Annotated in this window: 16 protein-coding genes; 6 read left to right on the top strand and 10 right to left on the bottom strand. The window is 74.2% G+C overall.

From position 1 onward, the window contains the following. Window positions 1-105: 105 nt before the first annotated feature. From mraY to mraZ, 7 genes are all read right to left on the bottom strand, one after another. Window positions 106-1,233, bottom strand: a complete 1,128-nt coding sequence (gene mraY / locus ACIA5A_RS04340; protein ID WP_091331122.1) for a phospho-N-acetylmuramoyl-pentapeptide-transferase — start codon at window positions 1,231-1,233, stop codon at window positions 106-108. Continuing rightward, complete coding sequence (murF, locus tag ACIA5A_RS04335; protein WP_396756288.1) at window positions 1,230-2,639, bottom strand: UDP-N-acetylmuramoyl-tripeptide--D-alanyl-D-alanine ligase; 1,410 nt, start codon at window positions 2,637-2,639, stop codon at window positions 1,230-1,232. The genes mraY and murF overlap by 4 nt, the downstream gene beginning before the upstream one ends. Continuing rightward, window positions 2,636-4,198 carry a UDP-N-acetylmuramoyl-L-alanyl-D-glutamate--2,6-diaminopimelate ligase gene (locus ACIA5A_RS04330; RefSeq protein WP_396756286.1) on the bottom strand — a complete coding sequence of 521 codons (1,563 nt, stop codon included), beginning with the start codon at window positions 4,196-4,198 and terminating at the stop codon, window positions 2,636-2,638. The genes murF and ACIA5A_RS04330 overlap by 4 nt, the downstream gene beginning before the upstream one ends. 52 nt (window positions 4,199-4,250) lie before the next feature. Further along, window positions 4,251-6,452: a peptidoglycan D,D-transpeptidase FtsI family protein gene (locus tag ACIA5A_RS04325; RefSeq protein WP_396756284.1), complete on the bottom strand. Its 2,202-nt coding sequence runs from the start codon at window positions 6,450-6,452 to the stop codon at window positions 4,251-4,253. A 3-nt stretch (window positions 6,453-6,455) separates the two neighbouring features. After that, window positions 6,456-7,040, bottom strand: coding sequence for a hypothetical protein (locus tag ACIA5A_RS04320; protein WP_396756282.1), 585 nt, complete (start codon window positions 7,038-7,040; stop codon window positions 6,456-6,458). Further along, on the bottom strand, window positions 7,037-8,095 hold the full coding sequence (rsmH, locus tag ACIA5A_RS04315) for a 16S rRNA (cytosine(1402)-N(4))-methyltransferase RsmH (RefSeq protein ID WP_396756280.1): 1,059 nt from the start codon (window positions 8,093-8,095) through the stop codon (window positions 7,037-7,039). The genes ACIA5A_RS04320 and rsmH overlap by 4 nt, the downstream gene beginning before the upstream one ends. A 205-nt stretch (window positions 8,096-8,300) precedes the next feature. Beyond that, window positions 8,301-8,732 carry a division/cell wall cluster transcriptional repressor MraZ gene (gene mraZ / locus ACIA5A_RS04310; protein WP_091060154.1) on the bottom strand — a complete coding sequence of 144 codons (432 nt, stop codon included), beginning with the start codon at window positions 8,730-8,732 and terminating at the stop codon, window positions 8,301-8,303. 356 nt (window positions 8,733-9,088) lie between these two features. Here mraZ and ACIA5A_RS04305 point away from each other — a divergent pair, with 356 nt between their 5' ends. From ACIA5A_RS04305 to ACIA5A_RS04290, 4 genes are read left to right on the top strand one after another with little or no spacing between them, the layout of a single operon-like run. Further along, the gene (locus ACIA5A_RS04305; protein ID WP_396756504.1) at window positions 9,089-10,336 is read left to right on the top strand and encodes a MurT ligase domain-containing protein; all 1,248 of its coding nucleotides are present in this window, start codon (window positions 9,089-9,091) and stop codon (window positions 10,334-10,336) included. Next, window positions 10,326-11,048, top strand: a complete 723-nt coding sequence (locus tag ACIA5A_RS04300) for a type 1 glutamine amidotransferase (protein WP_396756278.1) — start codon at window positions 10,326-10,328, stop codon at window positions 11,046-11,048. The genes ACIA5A_RS04305 and ACIA5A_RS04300 overlap by 11 nt, the downstream gene beginning before the upstream one ends. Beyond that, window positions 11,045-11,761 carry a TVP38/TMEM64 family protein gene (locus tag ACIA5A_RS04295; protein ID WP_396756276.1) on the top strand — a complete coding sequence of 239 codons (717 nt, stop codon included), beginning with the start codon at window positions 11,045-11,047 and terminating at the stop codon, window positions 11,759-11,761. Before ACIA5A_RS04300 ends, ACIA5A_RS04295 begins: the two co-directional genes overlap by 4 nt. A 1-nt stretch (window position 11,762) precedes the next feature. Then, on the top strand, window positions 11,763-12,524 hold the full coding sequence (locus ACIA5A_RS04290) for a phosphotransferase (RefSeq protein ID WP_396756274.1): 762 nt from the start codon (window positions 11,763-11,765) through the stop codon (window positions 12,522-12,524). 111 nt (window positions 12,525-12,635) lie between these two features. On the opposite strand, the gene ACIA5A_RS04285 is transcribed toward ACIA5A_RS04290, so the two are convergent. Continuing rightward, entirely contained in the window at window positions 12,636-13,292 is a 657-nt protein-coding gene (locus ACIA5A_RS04285; RefSeq protein ID WP_396756272.1) for a response regulator, read from the bottom strand. After that, window positions 13,289-14,482 carry a sensor histidine kinase gene (locus ACIA5A_RS04280; RefSeq protein WP_396756270.1) on the bottom strand — a complete coding sequence of 398 codons (1,194 nt, stop codon included), beginning with the start codon at window positions 14,480-14,482 and terminating at the stop codon, window positions 13,289-13,291. Before ACIA5A_RS04280 ends, ACIA5A_RS04285 begins: the two co-directional genes overlap by 4 nt. A 132-nt stretch (window positions 14,483-14,614) precedes the next feature. Here ACIA5A_RS04280 and ACIA5A_RS04275 point away from each other — a divergent pair, with 132 nt between their 5' ends. Both ACIA5A_RS04275 and ACIA5A_RS04270 read left to right on the top strand, forming a co-directional pair. Beyond that, entirely contained in the window at window positions 14,615-15,346 is a 732-nt protein-coding gene (locus tag ACIA5A_RS04275; RefSeq protein WP_396756268.1) for an ABC transporter ATP-binding protein, read from the top strand. Continuing rightward, a complete protein-coding gene (locus tag ACIA5A_RS04270) occupies window positions 15,343-16,137 on the top strand; it encodes an ABC transporter permease (RefSeq protein ID WP_396756266.1) in 795 nt (264 codons plus the stop codon). The genes ACIA5A_RS04275 and ACIA5A_RS04270 overlap by 4 nt, the downstream gene beginning before the upstream one ends. A 49-nt stretch (window positions 16,138-16,186) precedes the next feature. On the opposite strand, the gene leuS is transcribed toward ACIA5A_RS04270, so the two are convergent. Continuing rightward, the gene (leuS, locus tag ACIA5A_RS04265) at window positions 16,187-19,027 is read right to left on the bottom strand and encodes a leucine--tRNA ligase (RefSeq protein ID WP_396756264.1); all 2,841 of its coding nucleotides are present in this window, start codon (window positions 19,025-19,027) and stop codon (window positions 16,187-16,189) included. Window positions 19,028-19,326 lie beyond the last annotated feature (299 nt).

The following is a 19,326-nucleotide window of genomic DNA, read 5'->3' as shown; positions in this document are numbered from 1 at the left end:
GCTGCCCCCCCCCCCCGGGGGCCACCCCGCGGGGTCGGCGGGCCGGCGGGCCGGGCGGGCCCCTTTTAACAACGCCGTCTTTAAAATCGGGGCCCCTCCTTGCACCTAACTCACCGCGGCGAGGAACTCGCTGTAGAACAGCCCCAGCGCGATGGCCACCCCGATCCCGGCGATGATCCAGAACCGGACCACGATGTTGACCTCGCTCCAGCCGGCCAGCTCGAAGTGGTGCTGCAACGGCGACATCCGGAACACCCGCTTGCCGGTGGTCCGGAACGAGATGATCTGGATGACCACCGACATCGTGATGATCACGAAGAGGCCGCCCAGGATCGGCAGCAGCAGGATGGTGCGGGTGGACATCGCCATGCCGGCGATCAGGCCGCCCAGCCCGAGCGCGCCGGTGTCGCCCATGAAGATCCGGGCCGGCGAGGTGTTCCACCAGAGGAAGCCGACGCAGGCCCCGGCCGCGGCGCCGGCGATCAGCGCGATCTCCAGCGGGTCGCGCACCGTGTAGCAGTAGGACTCGGTGTAGTTCGGGTCCGCGCACCAGTGCCGATACTGCCAGAACGCGATCAACGCGTACGCCGCGAGCACCATCACCGAGGCGCCGGTGGCCAGGCCGTCCAGGCCGTCGGTGAGGTTGACGCCGTTGGTCGCCGCCATCACCACCATGATGATGACGATCACCGCGCCGATCTTGCCGATCTCCAGCGCCGGGATGTCCCGGATGAAGCTCAGCGTCGTGCTGCCCACCGTCTCGGTGTTCGTCGCGTTGCCGCCGGCATCGGTCATGCTCGACGGGAAGTAGACCGCCACCGCCCCGAAGACGGCGCCGACCAGGATCTGCCCGGCCAGCTTGCCCCGCTTGTTGAGGCCGCCGCTGTGCCGCTTGCGGACCTTGAGGAAGTCGTCGATGAAGCCGACCGCGCCGGAGAACACCATCAGCCCCAGCAGCACCAGCGCCGTGATGGTCGGCTCGACCTGGGCGATCTGCGCGTCCGGCAGCGTGGTCAGGGCCAGGTGCCCGGCGACGTACGCGATGACCGTGGCCAGGATGAAGACCACGCCGCCCATCGTCGGCGTGCCCTTCTTGCCCTCGTTGCTGGCGAGCCCGAGGTTCGACCGGATCGGCTGGCCGGCCTTCAGCCGGGCGAACACCTTGATCGCGATCGGGGTGCAGAACAGCGAGATCAGGAACGCGACCCCGATGGCGACGATGACCGCCCTCATGCGGCGCCGCCCTCCGTCACACCCTCACGGGCGTCCGCGCGCAGCGCGTCGGCCACCTCCCAGGTGCGGTACCGGGAGCCCTTCACCAGCACCACGTCGCCCGGACGCAGCTCGCTCCGCAGCACCTCGACGGCCGCCGCCTGATCGGTGAGCAGCACCGACTCTCCTCCCCAGTTGCCTACCGCTGTCGCGCCCTCGTGGATCGGCGCCGCCGGCTCACCCACCACGAGCAGCCGGTCCACTCCCAGCTCGGCCGCGAGCCGGCCGACCTGCTGATGCCCCTGAAGTTCGAAGTCGCCCAGCTCGGCCATGTAGCCGAGCACCGCGACGGTACGCCCCTCGCCCCGCATGCTGGCCAACGCCCGCAGCGCCACGCCGGTGGAGGCCGGGTTCGCGTTGTACGAGTCGTCGATCACGGTCACCCCGTCGGGGCGCTCGAAGACGTCCATCCGCCGGGTGGAGACCAGGCCCAGCTCGCCCAGCGCCGCCGCCAGGTCGGCCAGGGGCAGGCCCAGCTCGCGGGCGACCGCCGCGGCGGCCAGCGAGTTGGACACCTGGTGCCGGCCGGTCAGCCCGAGCCGCACCGGGACGCGGCCCTCCGGCGTCACCAGCGTGTACGAGGGTCGGCCCCGACCGTCCAGCGTCACGTCCTCGGCGCGCACGTCGGCCTGCGCCGACTCGCCGTAGCGGACCACCCGGGCCGCGGTCCGCGTCGCCATCGCGTCGACCAGGGGGTCGTCGGCGTTGAGCACCGCCAGCCCGTCGGCGGGCAGCGCCTCGACCAGTTCCCCCTTGGCCAGCGCGATGGTCTCCACCGAGCCGAACTCGCCGATGTGCGCCACCCCGACGTTGAGCACCACCGAGATGCGCGGCGGCACCACGTCGCACAGGTAGCGGACGTGCCCGACGCCACGGGCGCCCTTCTCCATCACCAGGAAGCGGGTCTCCGGCGTGGCCTGCAACGCGGTGTACGGGTGCCCCAGCTCGTTGTTGAACGAGCCGGGCGGGGCCACGGTCGGGCCGAGCCGCACCGCGAGCTGGGCGATCAGGTCCTTGGTGGTGGTCTTGCCGGACGACCCGGTCAGCCCGATCACGGTCAGCCCGGGCAGCCTGTCGACCACGGTGCGGGCCAGCCGGCCCATCGCGTCGAGCGCGTCGTCGACGAGCACCATCGGCACGCCCGGCACCTCGCGGGTGCCGAGCACGGCGACCGCGCCGGCGGCCACCGCGCCGGCCGCGTAGTCGTGGCCGTCCACCCGCTCGCCGGGAAACGCGACGAAGAGCCCGCCGGGGGCCACCTTGCGGGAGTCGAACTCGACGGTGCCGGTGACCCGGGCGTCCGGGTCGGCGCCGGCCAGCCGGCCACCGACCGCCGCGGCCACCTCGGCCAGCGTCAGCGGGATCACCGCTGACCCACCGGGTCGCCGAAGCGGGCGCGCAGCGCGGTCGCCAGCTCCACCCGGTCGTCGAACGGCAGCACCTCGCCGCCGATCTCCTGGCCGCGCTCCTGGCCCTTGCCCAGCACCGCCACCACGTCACCCGGTTCGGCCACCCGGACCGCCTCCTCGATCGCCGCCCGCCGGCCGGGCACCTCGATGACGCGGGCCGGCGTGGCGGCCGCGTACGCGCCGGCCAGCACCTCCGCCCGGATCGTGGCCGGGTCCTCGGTCCGCGGGTTGTCGTCGGTCACCAGCACCACGTCCGCCCCCCGGGCGGCCACTTCACCCATCACCGGCCGCTTGCCCCGGTCCCGGTCGCCGCCCGCGCCGACCACGCAGACCAGCCGGCCGTCGGTCAGGCCGCGCAGCGCGGCCAGCACCGCCTCGATCGCGTTCGCCTTGTGCGCGTAGTCGACCACGCCGCGCACCGGCGCGTCGCCGCTGACCAGCTCCAGCCGGCCGGGCACGCCGCCGCAGGCGGCCACCCCGCCGGCCGCGGTGACCGGGTCGACGCCGGCGGCCACCAGCGTGGCGACGGCCAGCAGCGCGTTGGCCACGTTGTGCCGGCCGGGCAGCGCCACCCCGGTGGGCAGCGCCGGCGTGTCCGGGCCGTGCAGCGTGAAGCGCTGCGCGTAGCCCTCGCCGTCGATCCGGTCGGCCCACCAGGTGGCGTCCGGGTCACCGGCTGCCGAGTAGGTCACCGTGGCGGGCTTGCGCAGCGGGCGCAGCGCCGGGTCGTCGTGGTTGAGCACCTCGACCCGGCAGCGGCCGTCGAACAGCCGGGCCTTCGCGGCGAAGTAGTCCGCCTCGTCGGCGTGGAAGTCGAGGTGGTCGGAACCGAAGTTGGTGTAGCCGCCGACGTCGAACCGGACGCCGCCGACCCGGCCCATGGCGAGGGCGTGACTGGACACCTCCATCACCACCGCGTCCACCCCGCGCTCGCGGGCCACCGCCAACATGGCGTGCAGGTCGGTGGCCTCCGGGGTGGTCCGGACGCTGTCCACCACCAGGTCGCCCAGGCGGGTCTCCACGGTGCCGATCAGGCCGGTGGTGTGCCCGGCGGCCCGCAGGCCGGACTCGATCAGGTAGCTGGTGGAGGTCTTGCCGGCGGTGCCGGTCACCCCGATCACGGTGAGCTGCGCGGTCGGGTCGCCGTAGATCGTGGCGGCGACCTCGCCGAGCACCCCCCGGGCGTCGTCGACGACGAGCACCGGCAGGCCCGAGCCGGCGGCCAGCGGCACGCCGGCCGGATCGGTCAGCAGGGCCACCGCGCCGGCGTCGGCCGCGGCGGCGGCGAACTCCGCGCCGTGCCGGCGGGCGCCGGGCAGGGCCGCGTACAGGTCGCCGGGGCGGACCTCCTGGCTGGCATGGGTGACGCCGGTGACGGCCAGTTCGGCGGCCCCCTCCGGGGCGGGAACGGCCAGCCGGGCGGCGAGGACGCCGAGCCGGACGGGCAGCACGGTGGCGGGACGTGGATTGCCGGACACGGCGTCAGACCCTACCCGGTCGTCCGGTTCCGACCGCACAGCCGCCCCGGTGGTTCGTCGCCACTCACCGATGATGTCCCGCCGGGCCCGCTCAGCGCGGAAAGACCTCGAACTTCGGGGACTTGTCGGTGAGCGACGGGGGAACCCGGTAGTGACGGAGGGTGAAGCCCATCATCTCGCGGAACGCCGGCGCGGCGACCGCGCCGCCCTCGCCGCCGGGACTCCAGACGAACACCGCCACCACGTAGCGGGGCTTCTCCGCCGGGGCCATCCCGATGAACGAGCCGACCTCGCCCGGCTGCTTCTTGCCGTTGTCGTAGCGCAGGCCGGTGCCGGTCTTGCCGGCCACCCGGTAGCCGGGCACCGCGGCGGCCAGTCCGGTGGCCCGCCCGTCCGGGCCGTCCACGGTGGTGACCGCCTCCAGCATCCGGCGCAGGTCGGCCGCGTTGGCCGGGCTGAGCACCGACCGGGTGGTCGGGGCGGCGCTCGGGGTGCCCCTGCCGTCCGGGCCGATCGTCTCCTTGACCAGGTGCGGCTGCACGTAGGTGCCGTTGTTGGCGATGGCGTTGTAGGCGGCGGCCATCTGCAGCGGGGTGGCGTCCACGCTGTGCCCGATCGGCACCGACCCGTACGACGACCCGCTCCACTCGTCGGCCGGGAGCAGCCGCCCGGACGCCTCGCCGGGCAGGCCCTCGCCGGTCGGCTGGCCCAGCCCGAACCGCTTCTGGTAGTCGATCAGCCGGTCCTTGCCCAACTTGTCGGCGATCTCGATGGTGGCGATGTTGGACGAGAACGCGAGCATCCCCGGGATGCTCATGACGCGGCCGTTCGCGTGGTGCGTGTCCTCGAACGGCACGCCGCCCAGGACCACGGTGTTGGCGACCGGGAACGTGGTGTCCGGCGTGATCACGCCCTCCTGGAGCGCCGCGCCGTAGGTGATCGCCTTGTGGATCGAGCCGGGGTCCACCACGAAGCTGGTGGCCGCGTCGTCCCGGTCGGCCGGCGAGTTGACCTTGCTCGGGTCGGCCGCGTCGTAGGTGGGCTGGCTGGCCTGGGCCAGCACCTCCCCGGTGGGGACGTCCAGGATCACCGCCGCGGCGACGCTGCCCTTGGCCTGGGCCACCTGCTTGGCCAGGATCCGCTGCGTCATGAACTGCAGGTCCCGGTCGATGGTGAGCTGCAGCGAGCTGCCCGGCTTCGGCTGGGTGGTGCTGCTGTAGCCGCCCGGGATGGGCGCGGCCAGGTCACCCAGGCCCGCCTCGTAGGTGCGCTTGCCCGGCTGGCCGCGCAGCAGGTCGTCGTACTTCGCCTCCAGGCCCTCCAGGCCGTTCATGTCCTGGCTGACGAAGCCGATCATGTTGGCGGCCAGGTCGCCGCCGGGCACCTCACGACGCTCGTCCCGGTGCACGTTGATGCCGGCCAGGTCCAACGCCATGATCTGCTTGGCGGTGCCGATCTCCACGCCCCGGGCCAGGTAGACGAACTCGGTGTCGCGTGCGGTGCCGGGCACCTTGCGGCGCTGCATCTTGTCGGCGAGGTCGGACACCGGCACGCCGAGCAGCGGGGAGAGCGCCCGCGCGGTGGCGAACCGGTCCTTGACCAGGGTCGGATCGGCGAAGACGTAACGCGCCTCGACGCTGTGCGCCAGCGGCTCGCCGTCCCGGTCGAGGATGGCGCCGCGCGGGGCCGGCAGCTCGATCACCTTGACCCGGTTGGGCAGGCCGCCGTCGGCGTACGCCGGGCTGTCCGCCGTCTGGAGATAGACCAGCCGGACGCCGATGCTGGCGAACAGCGTCAGGGCCAGCACCGTGGCGAGCCGCAGCCGCCGGCGCGGGTCGCCCAGTCGGGGCGGCCGGCGGGGCTTGCGGACCGGCCGGCGGGCCGCCGGGCGGCGCGGGCCGGGCCGGCGGCGCGGCGGCGGGTCGTCCTCGTCGTCGAACGGCTCGTGCACCGGGCGGGTGGAGACGGTCCGCACCACGCCGGCGCGACCGCCCGCCGTCCGGCGGCCGGCCCGGGCGCTCTCCCCGGCCGTGGCCGGCTCCCGCCGGCCGGCGCGGGCGGCCCGGCCGCCGTCGACCACCTGCAACGCCGGCCGGAACGGGTCGCCGGAGCGGCTGCTGCGCGGGGTACGACGTTGCTCGGCGCCACCCTCGCGGACGGTGCGCCCGCGCGGGGTGTACGCCCGCGCGTCGGAGATCCCGCCGACGCCCGGCTCACGCGGCTCGGACCCACGCGACGAGCCGCGCCGGGAGCCCGTGGCGTCCCGGCGCGGTTCGTCAGATCTCGGCGGCACTGCTCAGCCTCCGTTGCCCTGCTGGCCGGAACCGGCCGGCGCGCCCTCCGCGGGGTGCGGCACGCCGATCGTCCGCCCGTCCGGCAGCCGGATGTACGCCGGGTCGTCCGACTCCACCAGGCCCAGCTTGCGGGCGTTGGCGGTGAGGTTGCCCGGCGCCTTCTGGTCGGCGATCTCCTTCTTCAGCTCCTGCTCGTCCACGTCGAGCTTGGCCTGCTGCTGCTCCAGCCGCTCCAGCCGGAAGGCGTTCTCGTTGATCTTGGTGTTGACCGCCAGGATGCCGAGCACCCCGCCGACCACGAGCACCAGGATCATCCCGACGAAGGGCGCCCGCGGCACCCGGATCGGCGGCGGCGGGGCGACCCGCAGCCGCGGCGCCGCCGGCGCGGTGACCCGGGCCCGCTCGGCCGGACGCAGCGCGGCGGTGCCCGCCGTCGGGTACTCGCGCGCCCCCCGGGCGCGGGTCCCCTCCGGCCGGTCGGCCGCGGTCGTCGTGGTGTCTCGCATGGTGCGCGCCGTGGTCCGGCCCCCCGACCGCGGTGCGCGCTGCCCGACGGCCCCCCGGCCGTCGCGCTTCTCGACGTTCATGTCCCCTCCCCCTCCTCGTCCGTCCCGTTCCCCGGTTGGTGCATCGCCTTCTCCCGGCGGCGGTACCGTTCGCGGTCGGTACGCCCCTGCCGGGTCGCCTCCGGATCGAGCCGTTCCGCGGCCCGCAGCCGCACCGAGGCGGACCGCGGGTTCGCGGCCACCTCCGCCTCCCCGGGAAGCTCGGCGCCCCGGCTCAACAGCCGGAACGTCGGACCCGACCCGGGCAGTTCGACCGGAAGGTCGACCGGGCCCTTGCTGCGGACCCGGTCGGCGAGCGCCTGCTTGGTGAGCCGGTCCTCCAGCGAGTGGTAGGACAGGACCACCATGCGGCCGCCCACGGTGAGCTTGTCCAGAGCGGCCGGCAGCGCCGTCTCCAGCGCTGCCAGTTCTCTGTTTACCTCGATCCGTAAAGCCTGAAACGTTCTCTTTGCCGGGTGTCCGCCAGTTCGTCGGGCCGGCGCCGGAATCGCGTCCCGGACCAGCTCGGCCAGCCGGGCCGACGACGTGATCCGGGCCCGCTCGCGCTCCCGGATGATCGCCGAGGCGACCTTCCCGGCGAACTTCTCCTCGCCGTACACCCGCAGCAGGCGGGCCAGCTCCGGGTGGCCGTAGCTGTTGACCACCTCCTCGGCGGTCACCCCCCGGGTCTGGTCCATCCGCATGTCCAGCGGCGCGTCCTGCGCGTAGGCGAACCCGCGGTCGGGCGCGTCCAGTTGCAGCGACGAGACGCCGAGATCGAACAGCACGCCGTCGATCGCCGGATAGCCGAGCCGGTCGAGCACCTCGGGCAGCTCGTCGTAGACGGCGTGCTCCAGGTGGATCCGGTCGGCGAAACGGGCCAGGCGGACCCGTGCGTGGGCGAGCGCCTCGGTGTCCCGGTCCAGGCCGACGAGGATCGTCTCCGGGTGCGCCGTGAGCACCGCCTCGGCGTGCCCGGCCAGGCCGAGCGTGGCGTCGACGTGCACGGTGCGGCCGGGGCGGCCCAGCGCGGGGGCCAGCAGCTCGAGACACCGCTCGAGCAGCACCGGCACGTGCGTGCCGCGCAGCTCCCCCATGTCGACCCCCACTGCTCGAAAACCGAATCCGTCCACGTGTCCGTCGCCGTCACGACGCCTCGCCATACCGCCAGATCCCCATCCGCTCCCCGCCCGCCGGAGGCCGCGGCCCTCCGTGTCGGATCGTGCGCCTGGCACCGGGGAAGGGGTGCCAGGAACTCGAAAGCAGCTGGAGATCTCGCAGTACGTCGGGCGCCGTCACGCCCTACAGACCGCCGGGCAGCACCCCCTCCTCGATGTCGGCGAAGTCGTCTTCGCTCTCCGCGAGGTAGGCCTCCCAGGCCGCCCTGTCCCAGATCTCCACCCGGGTGCTCGCCCCGATCACGACCAGCTCCCGGTCGAGGGCCGCGTACGACCGCAGGTGCCCGGGAATCGTGACCCGGCCCTGCTTGTCCGGCACCTCGTCGTGCGCGCTGGCGAAGAAGACCCGGCTGTAGGCCCGGGCCGCCTTGCTGGTCATCGGTTGCGCGCGCAACTGGTCGGCGATGCGCTGGAACTCGGGCATCGGGAAGACGTAGAGGCAGCGCTCCTGCCCTTTGGTGATCACGACACCCCCCGCCAGCTCATCCCGGAACTTGGCCGGCAGGATCAACCGGCCTTTGTCGTCCAGGCGCGGAGTGTGGGTGCCGAGGAACATCGGCCCAACCCCCTCGCCCTGAGCGGCGTTCGCGGCGCCGCTGACCCCCCGGGCCGGTGTGGCCCTCCCGGCCTCACCATCGCGCCCCACTCTACTCCACTTCCCTCCACCTGCAACCAGAATCGCCGCTTCGGCGCGGCGTGTCCGCGCGTAAAACCGCACGTCAATGCGGGTGGGGCGGAGTGGAGGGGGTGGACACCCCCGCCGCGGCGTCCACTACCCGACATCGACCGCCGCCGTCCGGAGGAACACGCTCCGGCCGTCCACCGCGCGCTCCCCGGCCGAACGGTTCGCCGTCGGCGGCGATCTGGCGGCGGTCGTGGTCCGGTAACCTCGCTCGGGTGACGGACGCGAAGATGCCCATGCGGGCAAAGGTGGCCAGCTCCGTGTCGCGCACCGCCGCGGCGCTGTCGCGGGCCGCGGGTCGTGGCGACGGCTCGGTGATCGGCGGCTGGATCGGCCTCAAGATCGACCCCGACCTGCTCGCCCACCTCTCGGCCGGGCGCGCCATCGCCCTGGTGTCCGGCACCAACGGCAAGACCACCACCACCCGGCTGACCACCGCCGCGGTCGGCGTGCTCGGCCGGGTCGCCTCCAACGCCTTCGGCGCCAACATGCCCACCGGGCACACCTCGGCGCTGGCCAAGGCCGGCAGCACGCCCTACGCCGTGCTGGAGGTGGACGAGCACTACCTGGCCCAGGTGCTGGAGGCGACCGAGCCGCACGTGGTGGCGCTGCTCAACCTCTCCCGCGACCAGCTCGACCGGGCCAAGGAGGTCGCCATGATGGCGCAGCTCTGGCGCGCCGCCCTGGTCCGGCACCCGAAGGTGCGGGTGGTCGCCAACGCCGACGACCCGATGGTGGTCTGGGCCGCCACCCCGCCGGCCGACCCGGCCCAGGGGCACGTGCCGCCGCACGTCACCTGGTTCAGCGCAGGCCAGCGGTGGCACGACGACTCGTGGGTCTGCCCGGAGTGCGGCGCCACCATCCAGCGCTCCGGCGGCCAGTGGTGGTGCACCGGCTGCCCGCTGCGCCGCCCCGAGCCGCAGTGGACGGTCGAGGACGACGGCGTGCTCGACCCCACCGGCGCCTGGCACAAGATCCAGCTCCAGCTTCCCGGCAAGGTCAACCTCGGCAACGCGGCCACCGCGCTCGCGGTCGCCGCCGAGTTCGGCGTACGCCCGGTGGACGCGGTCTCCCGGCTGGGCACGGTCACCTCGGTGGCCGGCCGCTACGCCCAGGTGGAACGGGACGGGCGCAACATCCGGCTGCTGCTGGCCAAGAACCCGGCGAGCTGGTTGGAGGCGTTCGACATGGCCGACGTCGCGCCGACACTGCTCTCGATCAACGCGCGCGACCCCGACGGGCTGGACACGTCGTGGCTGTTCGACGTCGACTTCTCGCCGCTGGCCGGGCGGCAGGTGCTGATCACCGGCGACCGGGCGTACGACCTGGCGGTGCGCCTCGACGTCAACGGCGTGCCGTTCCGGCACGTGCGCACGTTCGACGAGGCGGTCCGGGCGGTGCCACCCGGCCGGCTGGAGGTCATCGCCAACTACACCGCCTTCCAGGACATCCGAGCGGAGCTGGACCGTGTCAACTGAGAGCCTGCGCATCGTCTGGGTCTATCCCGACCTGCTGTCCACCTACGGAGACCGGGGCAACGCGCTGATCCTGGCCCGCCGCGCCCAGTTGCGCGGCATGCCTGTCGAGATGCTGGAGGTCCGCTCCGACCAGCGGCTGCCCGCCACCGCCGACATCTACCTGATCGGCGGCGGCGAGGACGGCCCGCAGGCGCTGGGCGCCCAGCGCCTGCTCGCCGACGGCGGCCTGCACCGGGCGGTCGCCCAGGGCTCGGTGGTGTTCGGCGTCTGCGCCGGCTACCAGTTGCTCGGCACCTCCTTCTTCGCCAAGGGCACCCGCTGCGCCGGCCTGGAACTGCTCGACCTCTCCTCCGACCGGGGCCCGACCCGGGCGGTCGGCGAGCTGGCCGGCGAGGTCGACCCGCGGCTGGGCATCCCGCACCTGAGCGGGTTCGAGAACCACGGCGGGCGCACCCACCTCGGCCCGGGCGTGTCGCCGCTGGCCCGGGTGACCGCCGGGATCGGCAACGACGGCGCCACCGAGGGCGCCTGGCGGGGCAAGCTGCTCGGCACCTATTCGCACGGCCCGGCGCTCGCCCGCAACCCCGACCTGGCGGACCTGCTGCTGCGCTGGGCCACCGGCATCCACCAGCTCCCGCCGCTCGACGACACCTGGGCCGACCGGCTCCGGTCCGAGCGCCGCTCCGCGGTGGCCGCCGCCGCCCGGGCATGACCGGCGCCGCCCGACCGGGGCGGCGACCGGTGACCCGCCGGCTCGTCGGGCTGCTGCGGCAGCCGTCGGCGCGCCGGTTCGGGCTGTTGCTCCTGCTGCTCGCCGCGTTCGCGGTCACGCTGCTGGTGATCCCCCGGCCGGACGCGGCCGACCTGCCCCGGCTCGCCGACACGCTCGGCGGCTACGCCCCGGTCGCGGCCGTCGTCGGGGGCGCGCTGCTGCTTGTCGCACTGGTGCCCCGGACGTTCGTCACGCTGGCCGCTGGCGCGATCTTCGGCCCGGTGCAGGGCGCCGCGTACGCGCTCGGCGCGGCGCTGCTCGCGGCCGCGCTCGGCTTCGCGGTCGGCCGGCTGCTGGGCCGCGACTTCGTGGCCGAGCGGGTCCGCGGCCGGCTGGCCCGCCTCGACGGGTGGTTCGCCCGGCAGAGCGTGTTCGGGGTGATCACCGTGCGGCTGCTGCCGATCGCCGGCTTCGGGCTGGTCAGCTACGGCTACGGCACCACCGGGGCGCGGGTGCTGCCGTTCCTGGCCGGCAGTGTGATCGCCTCCGCCCCCACCGCCATCGGCTACGCCGCGATCGGCGCGGCGGTGAGCACTCCCGGTTCGATCAACTGGTACGCGGCCGCCCCGGCCAGCCTCGGCCTGATCGCCAGCGTGCTGATCATCCACCGCTGGTGGCGGGCCGAGCGGCAACGCCGGCTGGGGCCGAGCTGACGTGGCCGACAGCGGGGAGACGATGCCCGGCGGGTTCGTCGCCGAGGTGGTCCGGATCGGCGACACGGTCCGCCGCACGCCACCTGCCGCCGCCGACTTCGCCGCCGCGCTGCTGCGTCACCTGGCGGCGACCGCGCCCGGCGTCGCGCCCGCGTACCTCGGCACGGACGAGCAGGGGCGGCAGGTGCTCTCGCACGTCGACGGGCTGGTGCCCTGGCGCGACCGGGAGGACCCGGCCTTCTTCGCCGACGCCGCGCTGACCCACCTGGCCGGGTTGATCCGCTCGGTGCACGACGCCTGCGCCGGCACCGCCCTGGCCGGCGGCGCGGAGACGGTCTGCCACCGGGACCTGTCGCCGAAGAACACCGTCTACCGGGTCGGACCGGCCGGGCCGGTGCCGGTGACGCTGCTCGACTGGGACCTCGCCGGTCCCGGTCGGCGGATCGAGGACGTCGCGTTCGCCGGCTGGCACTGGGCCGCCCTCGGCGGCGACGCCGACCCGACCGAGCTGGGCCGCCGCTGCCGGCTGCTCTGCGACGCCTACGAGGGGCCGAGCGGCCACCTGCTCCCCCGCGACGAGCTGACCGGTGTCCTGCTCGACCAGGTCGGGGGCACCTGGCGGGGCATCGCCGCCGGTGCCGACCGAGGCGAGCCCGCGATGCGCCGGCTGCGCGCCGCCGGCGTGGTCGAGACGGTACGCGGTTGGCACGACTGGCTGCGCCGGCACCGCCCGACGATCGAGGCCGCGCTCGGCACGGGGTGAGAGCCGGCACGGCAGGGGCCGCCGGCGATCCGGCACCGCCGACGTCCGCGTCCGCTCGACAGCCCGCAGCGGTGGCACCGCACGGGCGGTCGGCCCGCCCGGCGGATCCGGTCAACGCGGCGGCACCACCAGGCCGGCCTCGTACGCGGCGATCACCAGGTGCACCCGGTCGCGGGCGTCCAGCTTGGTGAAGAGCCGGGCCACGTGCGCCTTGGCGGTGGCCGGGCTGATCACCAGCTCCGCCGCGATCTCCGCGTTGGACAACCCGCGCGCCACCAGACCGAGCACCTCCCGCTCCCGGTCGGTGACCCCGGGCAGGCCCCGGGGCCGGGGCGCCGGGGCGGGCCGGCGGGCGAACTCGGCGAGCAGCCGCCGGGTGACGCCGGGCGCGATCAACGCGTCGCCGGCCGCCACCACCCGCACCGCGCCCAGGATCTCCTCCAGGGCCATGTCCTTGACCAGGAAGCCGCTCGCCCCGGCGCGCAGCGCGGCGTGCACGTGCTCGTCGTCGTCGAAGGTGGTGAGCACCAGGACCCGGGTGGCTCCACCGGCCGCGACGATGTCCCGGGTGGCCGCGATCCCGTCGGTGCCGGGCATCCGCAGGTCCATCAGGACCACGTCGGGCGCGAGTTCCCGCGCCGACCGGACCGCCTCGGCGCCGGTTCCCGCCTCGCCGACGACCACCAGGTCCGGCGCGTCGGTCATGAGCACCCGCAGCCCGGCCCGCACCAGCGGCTGGTCGTCGACGAGGAGCACCCGGATCGTCACGCCGGTCCCACCGGCAGCACCGCGTCGACCCGGAAGCCGCCCTCCGGGCGTGGCCCGGCGACGCATCGACCGCCGAGCAGCGCGGCCCGCTCCCGCATGCCGACGATCCCGTGCCCCTCGCCGCCGACCGGGCCGCCGCGACCCTCGTCGACGACCTCGACGCGTACCCCGTCCGGCGCGTGCCGCACGGTCACCCGGCACCTGTCCACCCGCGCGTGGCGTACCACATTGGTCAGTGACTCCTGCACGATGCGGTACACGGCCAGCTCCACCTCGGCGGGCAGCGGGGCCGGCTCGCCGTCGACGGTGAGCGTCACCCGTACCCCGGCGTCGGCCCCGGCCGCGACCAGCCGGTCGAGGTCGGACAGTCCGGGCGCGGGGTCCAGCGACGCCGGCGCGCCGTCGGGGCGGCGCAGCGCGCCGAGGGTCCGCCGGAGCCCGGCCAGCGTCTCCCGGCTGGTCGTCTCGATGGTGGTGAGCGCGGCCCGCGCCTGCGCGGGTTGGCTGTCGATGACCCGGGCGCCGACGCCCGCCTGGATGGCGATCACGCCGATGCTGTGCGCCACCACGTCGTGCAGCTCCCGGGCGAGGCGCAGCCGTTCGGCGGTGACCGCCTCGGCGGCGGCGTGCGCCCGCAACTGCTCGGCGTGCGCGCGGCGGGCCAGCACCGAGTTGCCCACCACCCACGCCGCGAGGACCGCCGGCACGGAGAGGGTGGCCCGGTCCAGCGCGTCGGCGGCCGGGTTCACGAAGGCGGCGACCACCTGCACCAGAAGCACCATGACCGCCGCGGGCACCGACACCCGACGCGGCCCGCGGGCCGCGACCGCGCCGAGCATCACGTCCACGACGAGGAACTGCAGGTACCACAGACCGGCCAGGTAGCCCTGCTCCCACGCGTTCGTGGTGGCGGTGACGAGCGACGCCCCGGCGAGCATGAGGCCGAGGGCGAGCAACGGCCGGCGACGCAGCAGGCCGGCGGGCAGCAGCACCGCCAGGACCGGCACGAGGTAGCGCACCGGGAGCCCGGGCACGCTGTGGTCGGGGGTGGGCACGACGAGCACCGGCCCGCCGGCGCCCGAGGTGACCGCGAGCAGCAGCGCCACCGGCAGCAACGCCACCGCCGACCAGATCAGGACCGTCCGCACCCGTCGGGAAACGACGCGCGGACGCGGGACGACCGCCTCCATGGGCACACCGTAGCCAGCGACCGGCCTCCCGGTCATCGGCCCGGGGGCGTACGCCCAAGGGCGGGGTGTCACCGGCCGGGTGTGGTCCCCGGCACGACGACCCGGCGGCCGGGACACGGGATCGTCGAGGCCATGATCGAGCTCAGGGACCTCACCAAGCGGTACGGCGGGACGACCGCCGTCGACCGACTGACCCTCACCGTCCGACCCGGACACGTCACCGGGTTCCTCGGACCGAACGGCGCCGGCAAGTCCACGACGCTCCGGCTCGTCCTCGGCCTGCACCGGCCGACCGACGGCACCGCCCTGGTGGACGGGCGACCGTTCGCCGACCGACCGCGGGGGCTACGGTACGCCGGCGCGCTGCTTGACGCCGGTGACGTGCACGGCGGACGGAGCGCACGGGCGCACCTGACCGCGCTGGCCCGCAGCAACGGGATTCCCCGCTGCCGGGTGAGTGAGGTGCTGGACCAGGTCGGCCTGGCCGAGGTGGCGCGGCGGCGGATCGGCGGCTTCTCCCTCGGCATGCGGCAGCGGCTCGGGATCGCCAGCGCCCTGCTCGGCGACCCGCCGGTGCTGCTCTTCGACGAGCCGTTCAACGGCCTGGACCCGCACGGGGTGCGCTGGGTGCGCGGGCTGTTCCGCCGGCTCGCCGGTGAGGGCCGGACCGTGCTGGTATCCAGTCACCTGATGAGCGAGATGGAGCAGACCGTGGACCATCTCGTGGTGATCGGGCGCGGAGAACTGCTCGTCGACGAGAGCCTGGCGGCCTTCGCCGGGGCGAACTCCGGCGCCGCCTCGCTGGAGGAGGCGTTCATGGACCTCACCGCCGACCGACTCGACTACACCGCCGGAGGCCGATGATGGTCGCCCGGTTCCGCGACCTGATCGCCGCCGAGTGGATCAAGCTGTGGTCGCTGCGCTCCACGTACGGGTCGATGGCGCTGATCGCGGTGTCGGCCGTGCTGTTCAGCGTCCGCGCCGCGCTCGCCGACCACCACAACTGGCCGGGCTACTCCGCCGAGCGCCGGGCCTCGTTCGACCCGATCCACGACGCGTTCCCGGAGGAGGGCTGGTTGTTCATCATGCTCGCGGCCGGGGCGGTCGGCGCGCTGATGATCGCTGGTGAGTACGCCAGCGGCCAGATCCGCACCACGCTGATCGCGGTGCCGGACCGGCGGGCCGTGGTGACCGCCAAGGTGGTCGTGCTGGCCGCCGTCATGCTGGTGGTCGGCGCGGTGGCCGCCGCCGCGTCGTTCGGGGTGTCCCAGGCGATCCTCGCCGACGTGGGCGCCGGCGCGTCGATCGGCGAGCCCGACGCGCTGCGCGCCGTCGCGGCCTCGACGCTGCTGCTACCGGTCTGCGCGCTCATCGGGTTCGGCGTCGGCGCCCTGGTGCGGCACACCGCGCCGGCCGTCGTGGTCACCACGACGCTGCTGCTGCTCGCCCCGCTGGCCTTCGACATCACCGACCCGTGGACCGCCGCGGTCCACAACGCGCTGCCGGTGCCGGCCTGGGAACGCCTGGTCGGGAACCCGTACGTGCTGCCGAACCTGCACGTGGCGACCGTGCCCGGCTCCTGGGCGGTGTTCGTCGTCTGGCCGGTGGTGGCCGCGCTGCTCGCCGCGGTCGTCGTGCACCGCCGCGAACCCTGAGCCGCCGGTGGGTGGGCGCGCCCGCACCGGGCGCGCCCACGCACCGGCCTCAGGCGACGACCGAAACCATCCGGCCCTTCACCACGATCACCTTGCGCGGCTCCTTGCCGGCCAGCGCGCCGGCGACCGCCTCCAGCGCGGCCGCCCGGACCGTCTCCTCGGGCGCGTCGGCCGCCACCTCGACCCGGCCCCGGACCTTGCCGTTGACCTGCACCGGGTAGGTCACCGTCTCGGCCACCAGCAGCGCCGGGTCGGCCACCGGGAAGTCCGCGTACGCCAGCGAGGTGTCGTGGCCCAGCCGGCGCCACAGCTCCTCGGCCAGGTGCGGGGCGAACGGGGCGACCATCAGCACCAGCGGCTCGGCCACCTCGCGGGGCGTCTCGGCCAGTTGGGTCAGACCGTTCGTCAGCTCGATCAGCTTCGCGATCGCGGTGTTGAAGCGGATCCCGTCCATGTCGGCGCGGACCCCGTCGACCACCTTGTGCAGCAGCCGCCGGGTGGCCTCGTCGGCCGGCGCGTCGGTGACCCGCGACTCCCCGGTCCGCTCGTCCACGACCGCGCGCCAGACCCGCTGCAGGAACCGGTACGAGCCGACCACCGCCCGGGTCTCCCAGGGGCGGGACACCTCCAGCGGGCCCATCGACATCTCGTACACCCGGAACGTGTCGGCGCCGTAGGCCGCGCACATGTCGTCCGGCGTGACCACGTTCTTCAGCGACTTGCCCATCTTGCCGTACTCGCGTCGGACCTCGGTCTCGCCGTGGAACCAGCGGCCGTCGACCTCGACGACCTCCTCGGCGGGCACGTAGGCGCCCCGGCTGTCGACGAACGCGTACGCCTGGATCATGCCCTGGTTGAACAGCTTGCGGAACGGCTCGAACGACGACACGTGCCCCAGGTCGAACAGCACCTTGTGCCAGAAGCGGGCGTACAGCAGGTGCAGCACGGCGTGCTCGGCGCCGCCGACGTACAGGTCGGTGCCACCGCAGTCACCGGCCCGCCGCGGCCCCATCCAGTACGCCTCGTTCTCCGGGTCGACGAACCGGTCGGAGTTGGTCGGGTCCAGGTAGCGCAGCTCGTACCAGCAGGAGCCGGCCCACTGCGGCATCACGTTCGTCTCCCGGGTGTAGCGCTTCGGCCCGTCACCCAGGTCCAGCTCGACCTCGACCCAGTCGCGCCGCCGTGACAGCGGGGTCTCCGGGTTGCTCTGCGCGTCCTCCGGGTCGAACGTCTTCGGCGAGAAGTCGTCCACCTCGGGCAGCTCGACCGGCAGCATCGACTCCGGCAGCGCGATCGCCGCGCCGGACTCGTCGTACACGATCGGGAACGGCTCGCCCCAGTAGCGCTGCCGGGAGAACAGCCAGTCGCGCAGCCGCCAGGTGACCGCGCCGGCGCCGTGCCCGTTCGCCTCCAGCCACTCGATGATCCGGGCCTTGGCCTCGGTCACGCCCAGGCCGTCCAGGTCGACGCCGCGGTCCGGGGCGGCGCTGTTGATCGCCGGCCCGTCGCCGGTGAACGCCTTGCCGTCGAAGCCCTCCGGCGGCGCCACGGTGCGCACGATCGGCAGGTCGAAGACCTCGGCGAAGTCCCAGTCCCGCTCGTCCTGCGCGGGCACCGCCATGATCGCGCCGGTGCCGTAACCGGCCAGCACGTAGTCGGCGACGAAGATCGGGACCTGTCCGCCGGTCACCGGGTTGGTCGCCCAGGCGCCGACGAAGACGCCCGTCTTCTCCCGGCTGTCCGCCTGCCGCTCCAGGTCCGTCCGGGCGGCGGCGACCTTCCGGTACGCCTCGACGGCCGCGCGCGGGCTCGCGTGCCCGCCGGTCCAGGCGTCCTTCGTCCCCTCCGGCCAGGCGGCCGGCACCAGCGCGTCGACCAGCTCGTGCTCGGGCGCCAGCACCATGTAGGTGGCCCCGAAGATCGTGTCCGGCCGGGTCGTGAACACCCGCACCGGGCCGGCGGTGGTGGGGAAGTCGATGTGCGCGCCGGTCGAGCGGCCGATCCAGTTGCGCTGCTGCAGCTTGATCGGCTCCGGCCAGTCCAGCGTGTCCAGGTCGTCCAGCAGCCGGTCGCCGTACGCGGTGATCCGCATCATCCACTGCTTCAGGTTGCGCTTGAAGACCGGGAAGTTGCCCCGCTCGGAGCGGCCGTCGGCGGTGACCTCCTCGTTGGCCAGCACGGTGCCCAGCCCCGGGCACCAGTTCACCGGGGCCTGCGAGACGTACGCCAGCCGGTGGTCGTCCACGACGCGGCGGCGCTCGGCGACGGTCAGCTCGGCCCACGGCCGGCCGTCCGGGGTCTGCCGGTTCCCGCCCTCGAACTCGGCGATCAGCTCGGCGACCGGCCGGGCCCGCTTGGCGTCCGCGTCGTACCAGGAGTTGAAGATCTGCAGGAAGATCCACTGGGTCCAGCGGTAGAAGTCGGTGTCGATGGTCGCCACCGAGCGCCGCTCGTCGTGGCCCAGCCCCAGCCGGCGCAGCTGCGCCTTGTACCGCTCGATGTTCGCCACCGTGGTGGTCCGCGGGTGGGTGCCGGTCTGCACCGCGTACTGCTCGGCCGGCAGGCCGAACGCGTCGAAGCCCATCGCGTGCAGCACGTTGCGCCCGGTCATCCGCTGGTAGCGGGCGTAGCAGTCGGTGCCGATGTAGCCCAGCGGGTGCCCGACGTGCAGGCCGGCGCCGGACGGATAGGGGAACATGTCCAGCACGTACAGCTTCTCCGCGCCGGCGCGCGGGTGACCCGGGTCGGCCAGCGGGCCGGTCGGGTTCGGCGCGTGGAAGGTGCCGTCCCGTTCCCAGGTGTCCTGCCAGTGGCGCTCGATCTCGTCGGCCAGGGCGGCGGTGTAGCGGAACGGGGGAATGTCGGTGGCCGGTGCGGCTGCCTCACTCATGGCGTCTCCTCGGCGCGGGTCGGGTCAGGTGGTGGAGGTCTGCTTCGGGCACAAAAAAGCCCCTCGCGCAGGAGGGGCGGCCGTGCTGTCGCGCGTTCAGCGCATCAGCACGGCTCGGTAAGAAACAGGAAGACTCCGGCCATGGGTCGCAGTGTACCCCGGTCCCCCGTCCGGCGAATATTCCGGGCGTAACCGACCGACCACCTGCGGGAGTCGGCGATAGCGACAAACATGGTTAGCCTGAGAGGCCAGTGAGATGCGTGCGGCAGACGAGGCTCGGCGTCGCGAACCCAACGGCG

Source organism: Micromonospora sp. NPDC051300, assembly GCF_044455315.1.
Taxonomy (GTDB): domain Bacteria; phylum Actinomycetota; class Actinomycetes; order Mycobacteriales; family Micromonosporaceae; genus Micromonospora; species Micromonospora robiginosa.
The sequence above is the reverse complement of the archived record's forward strand: the minus strand, read 5'-3'. Positions and strand labels throughout refer to the sequence as shown.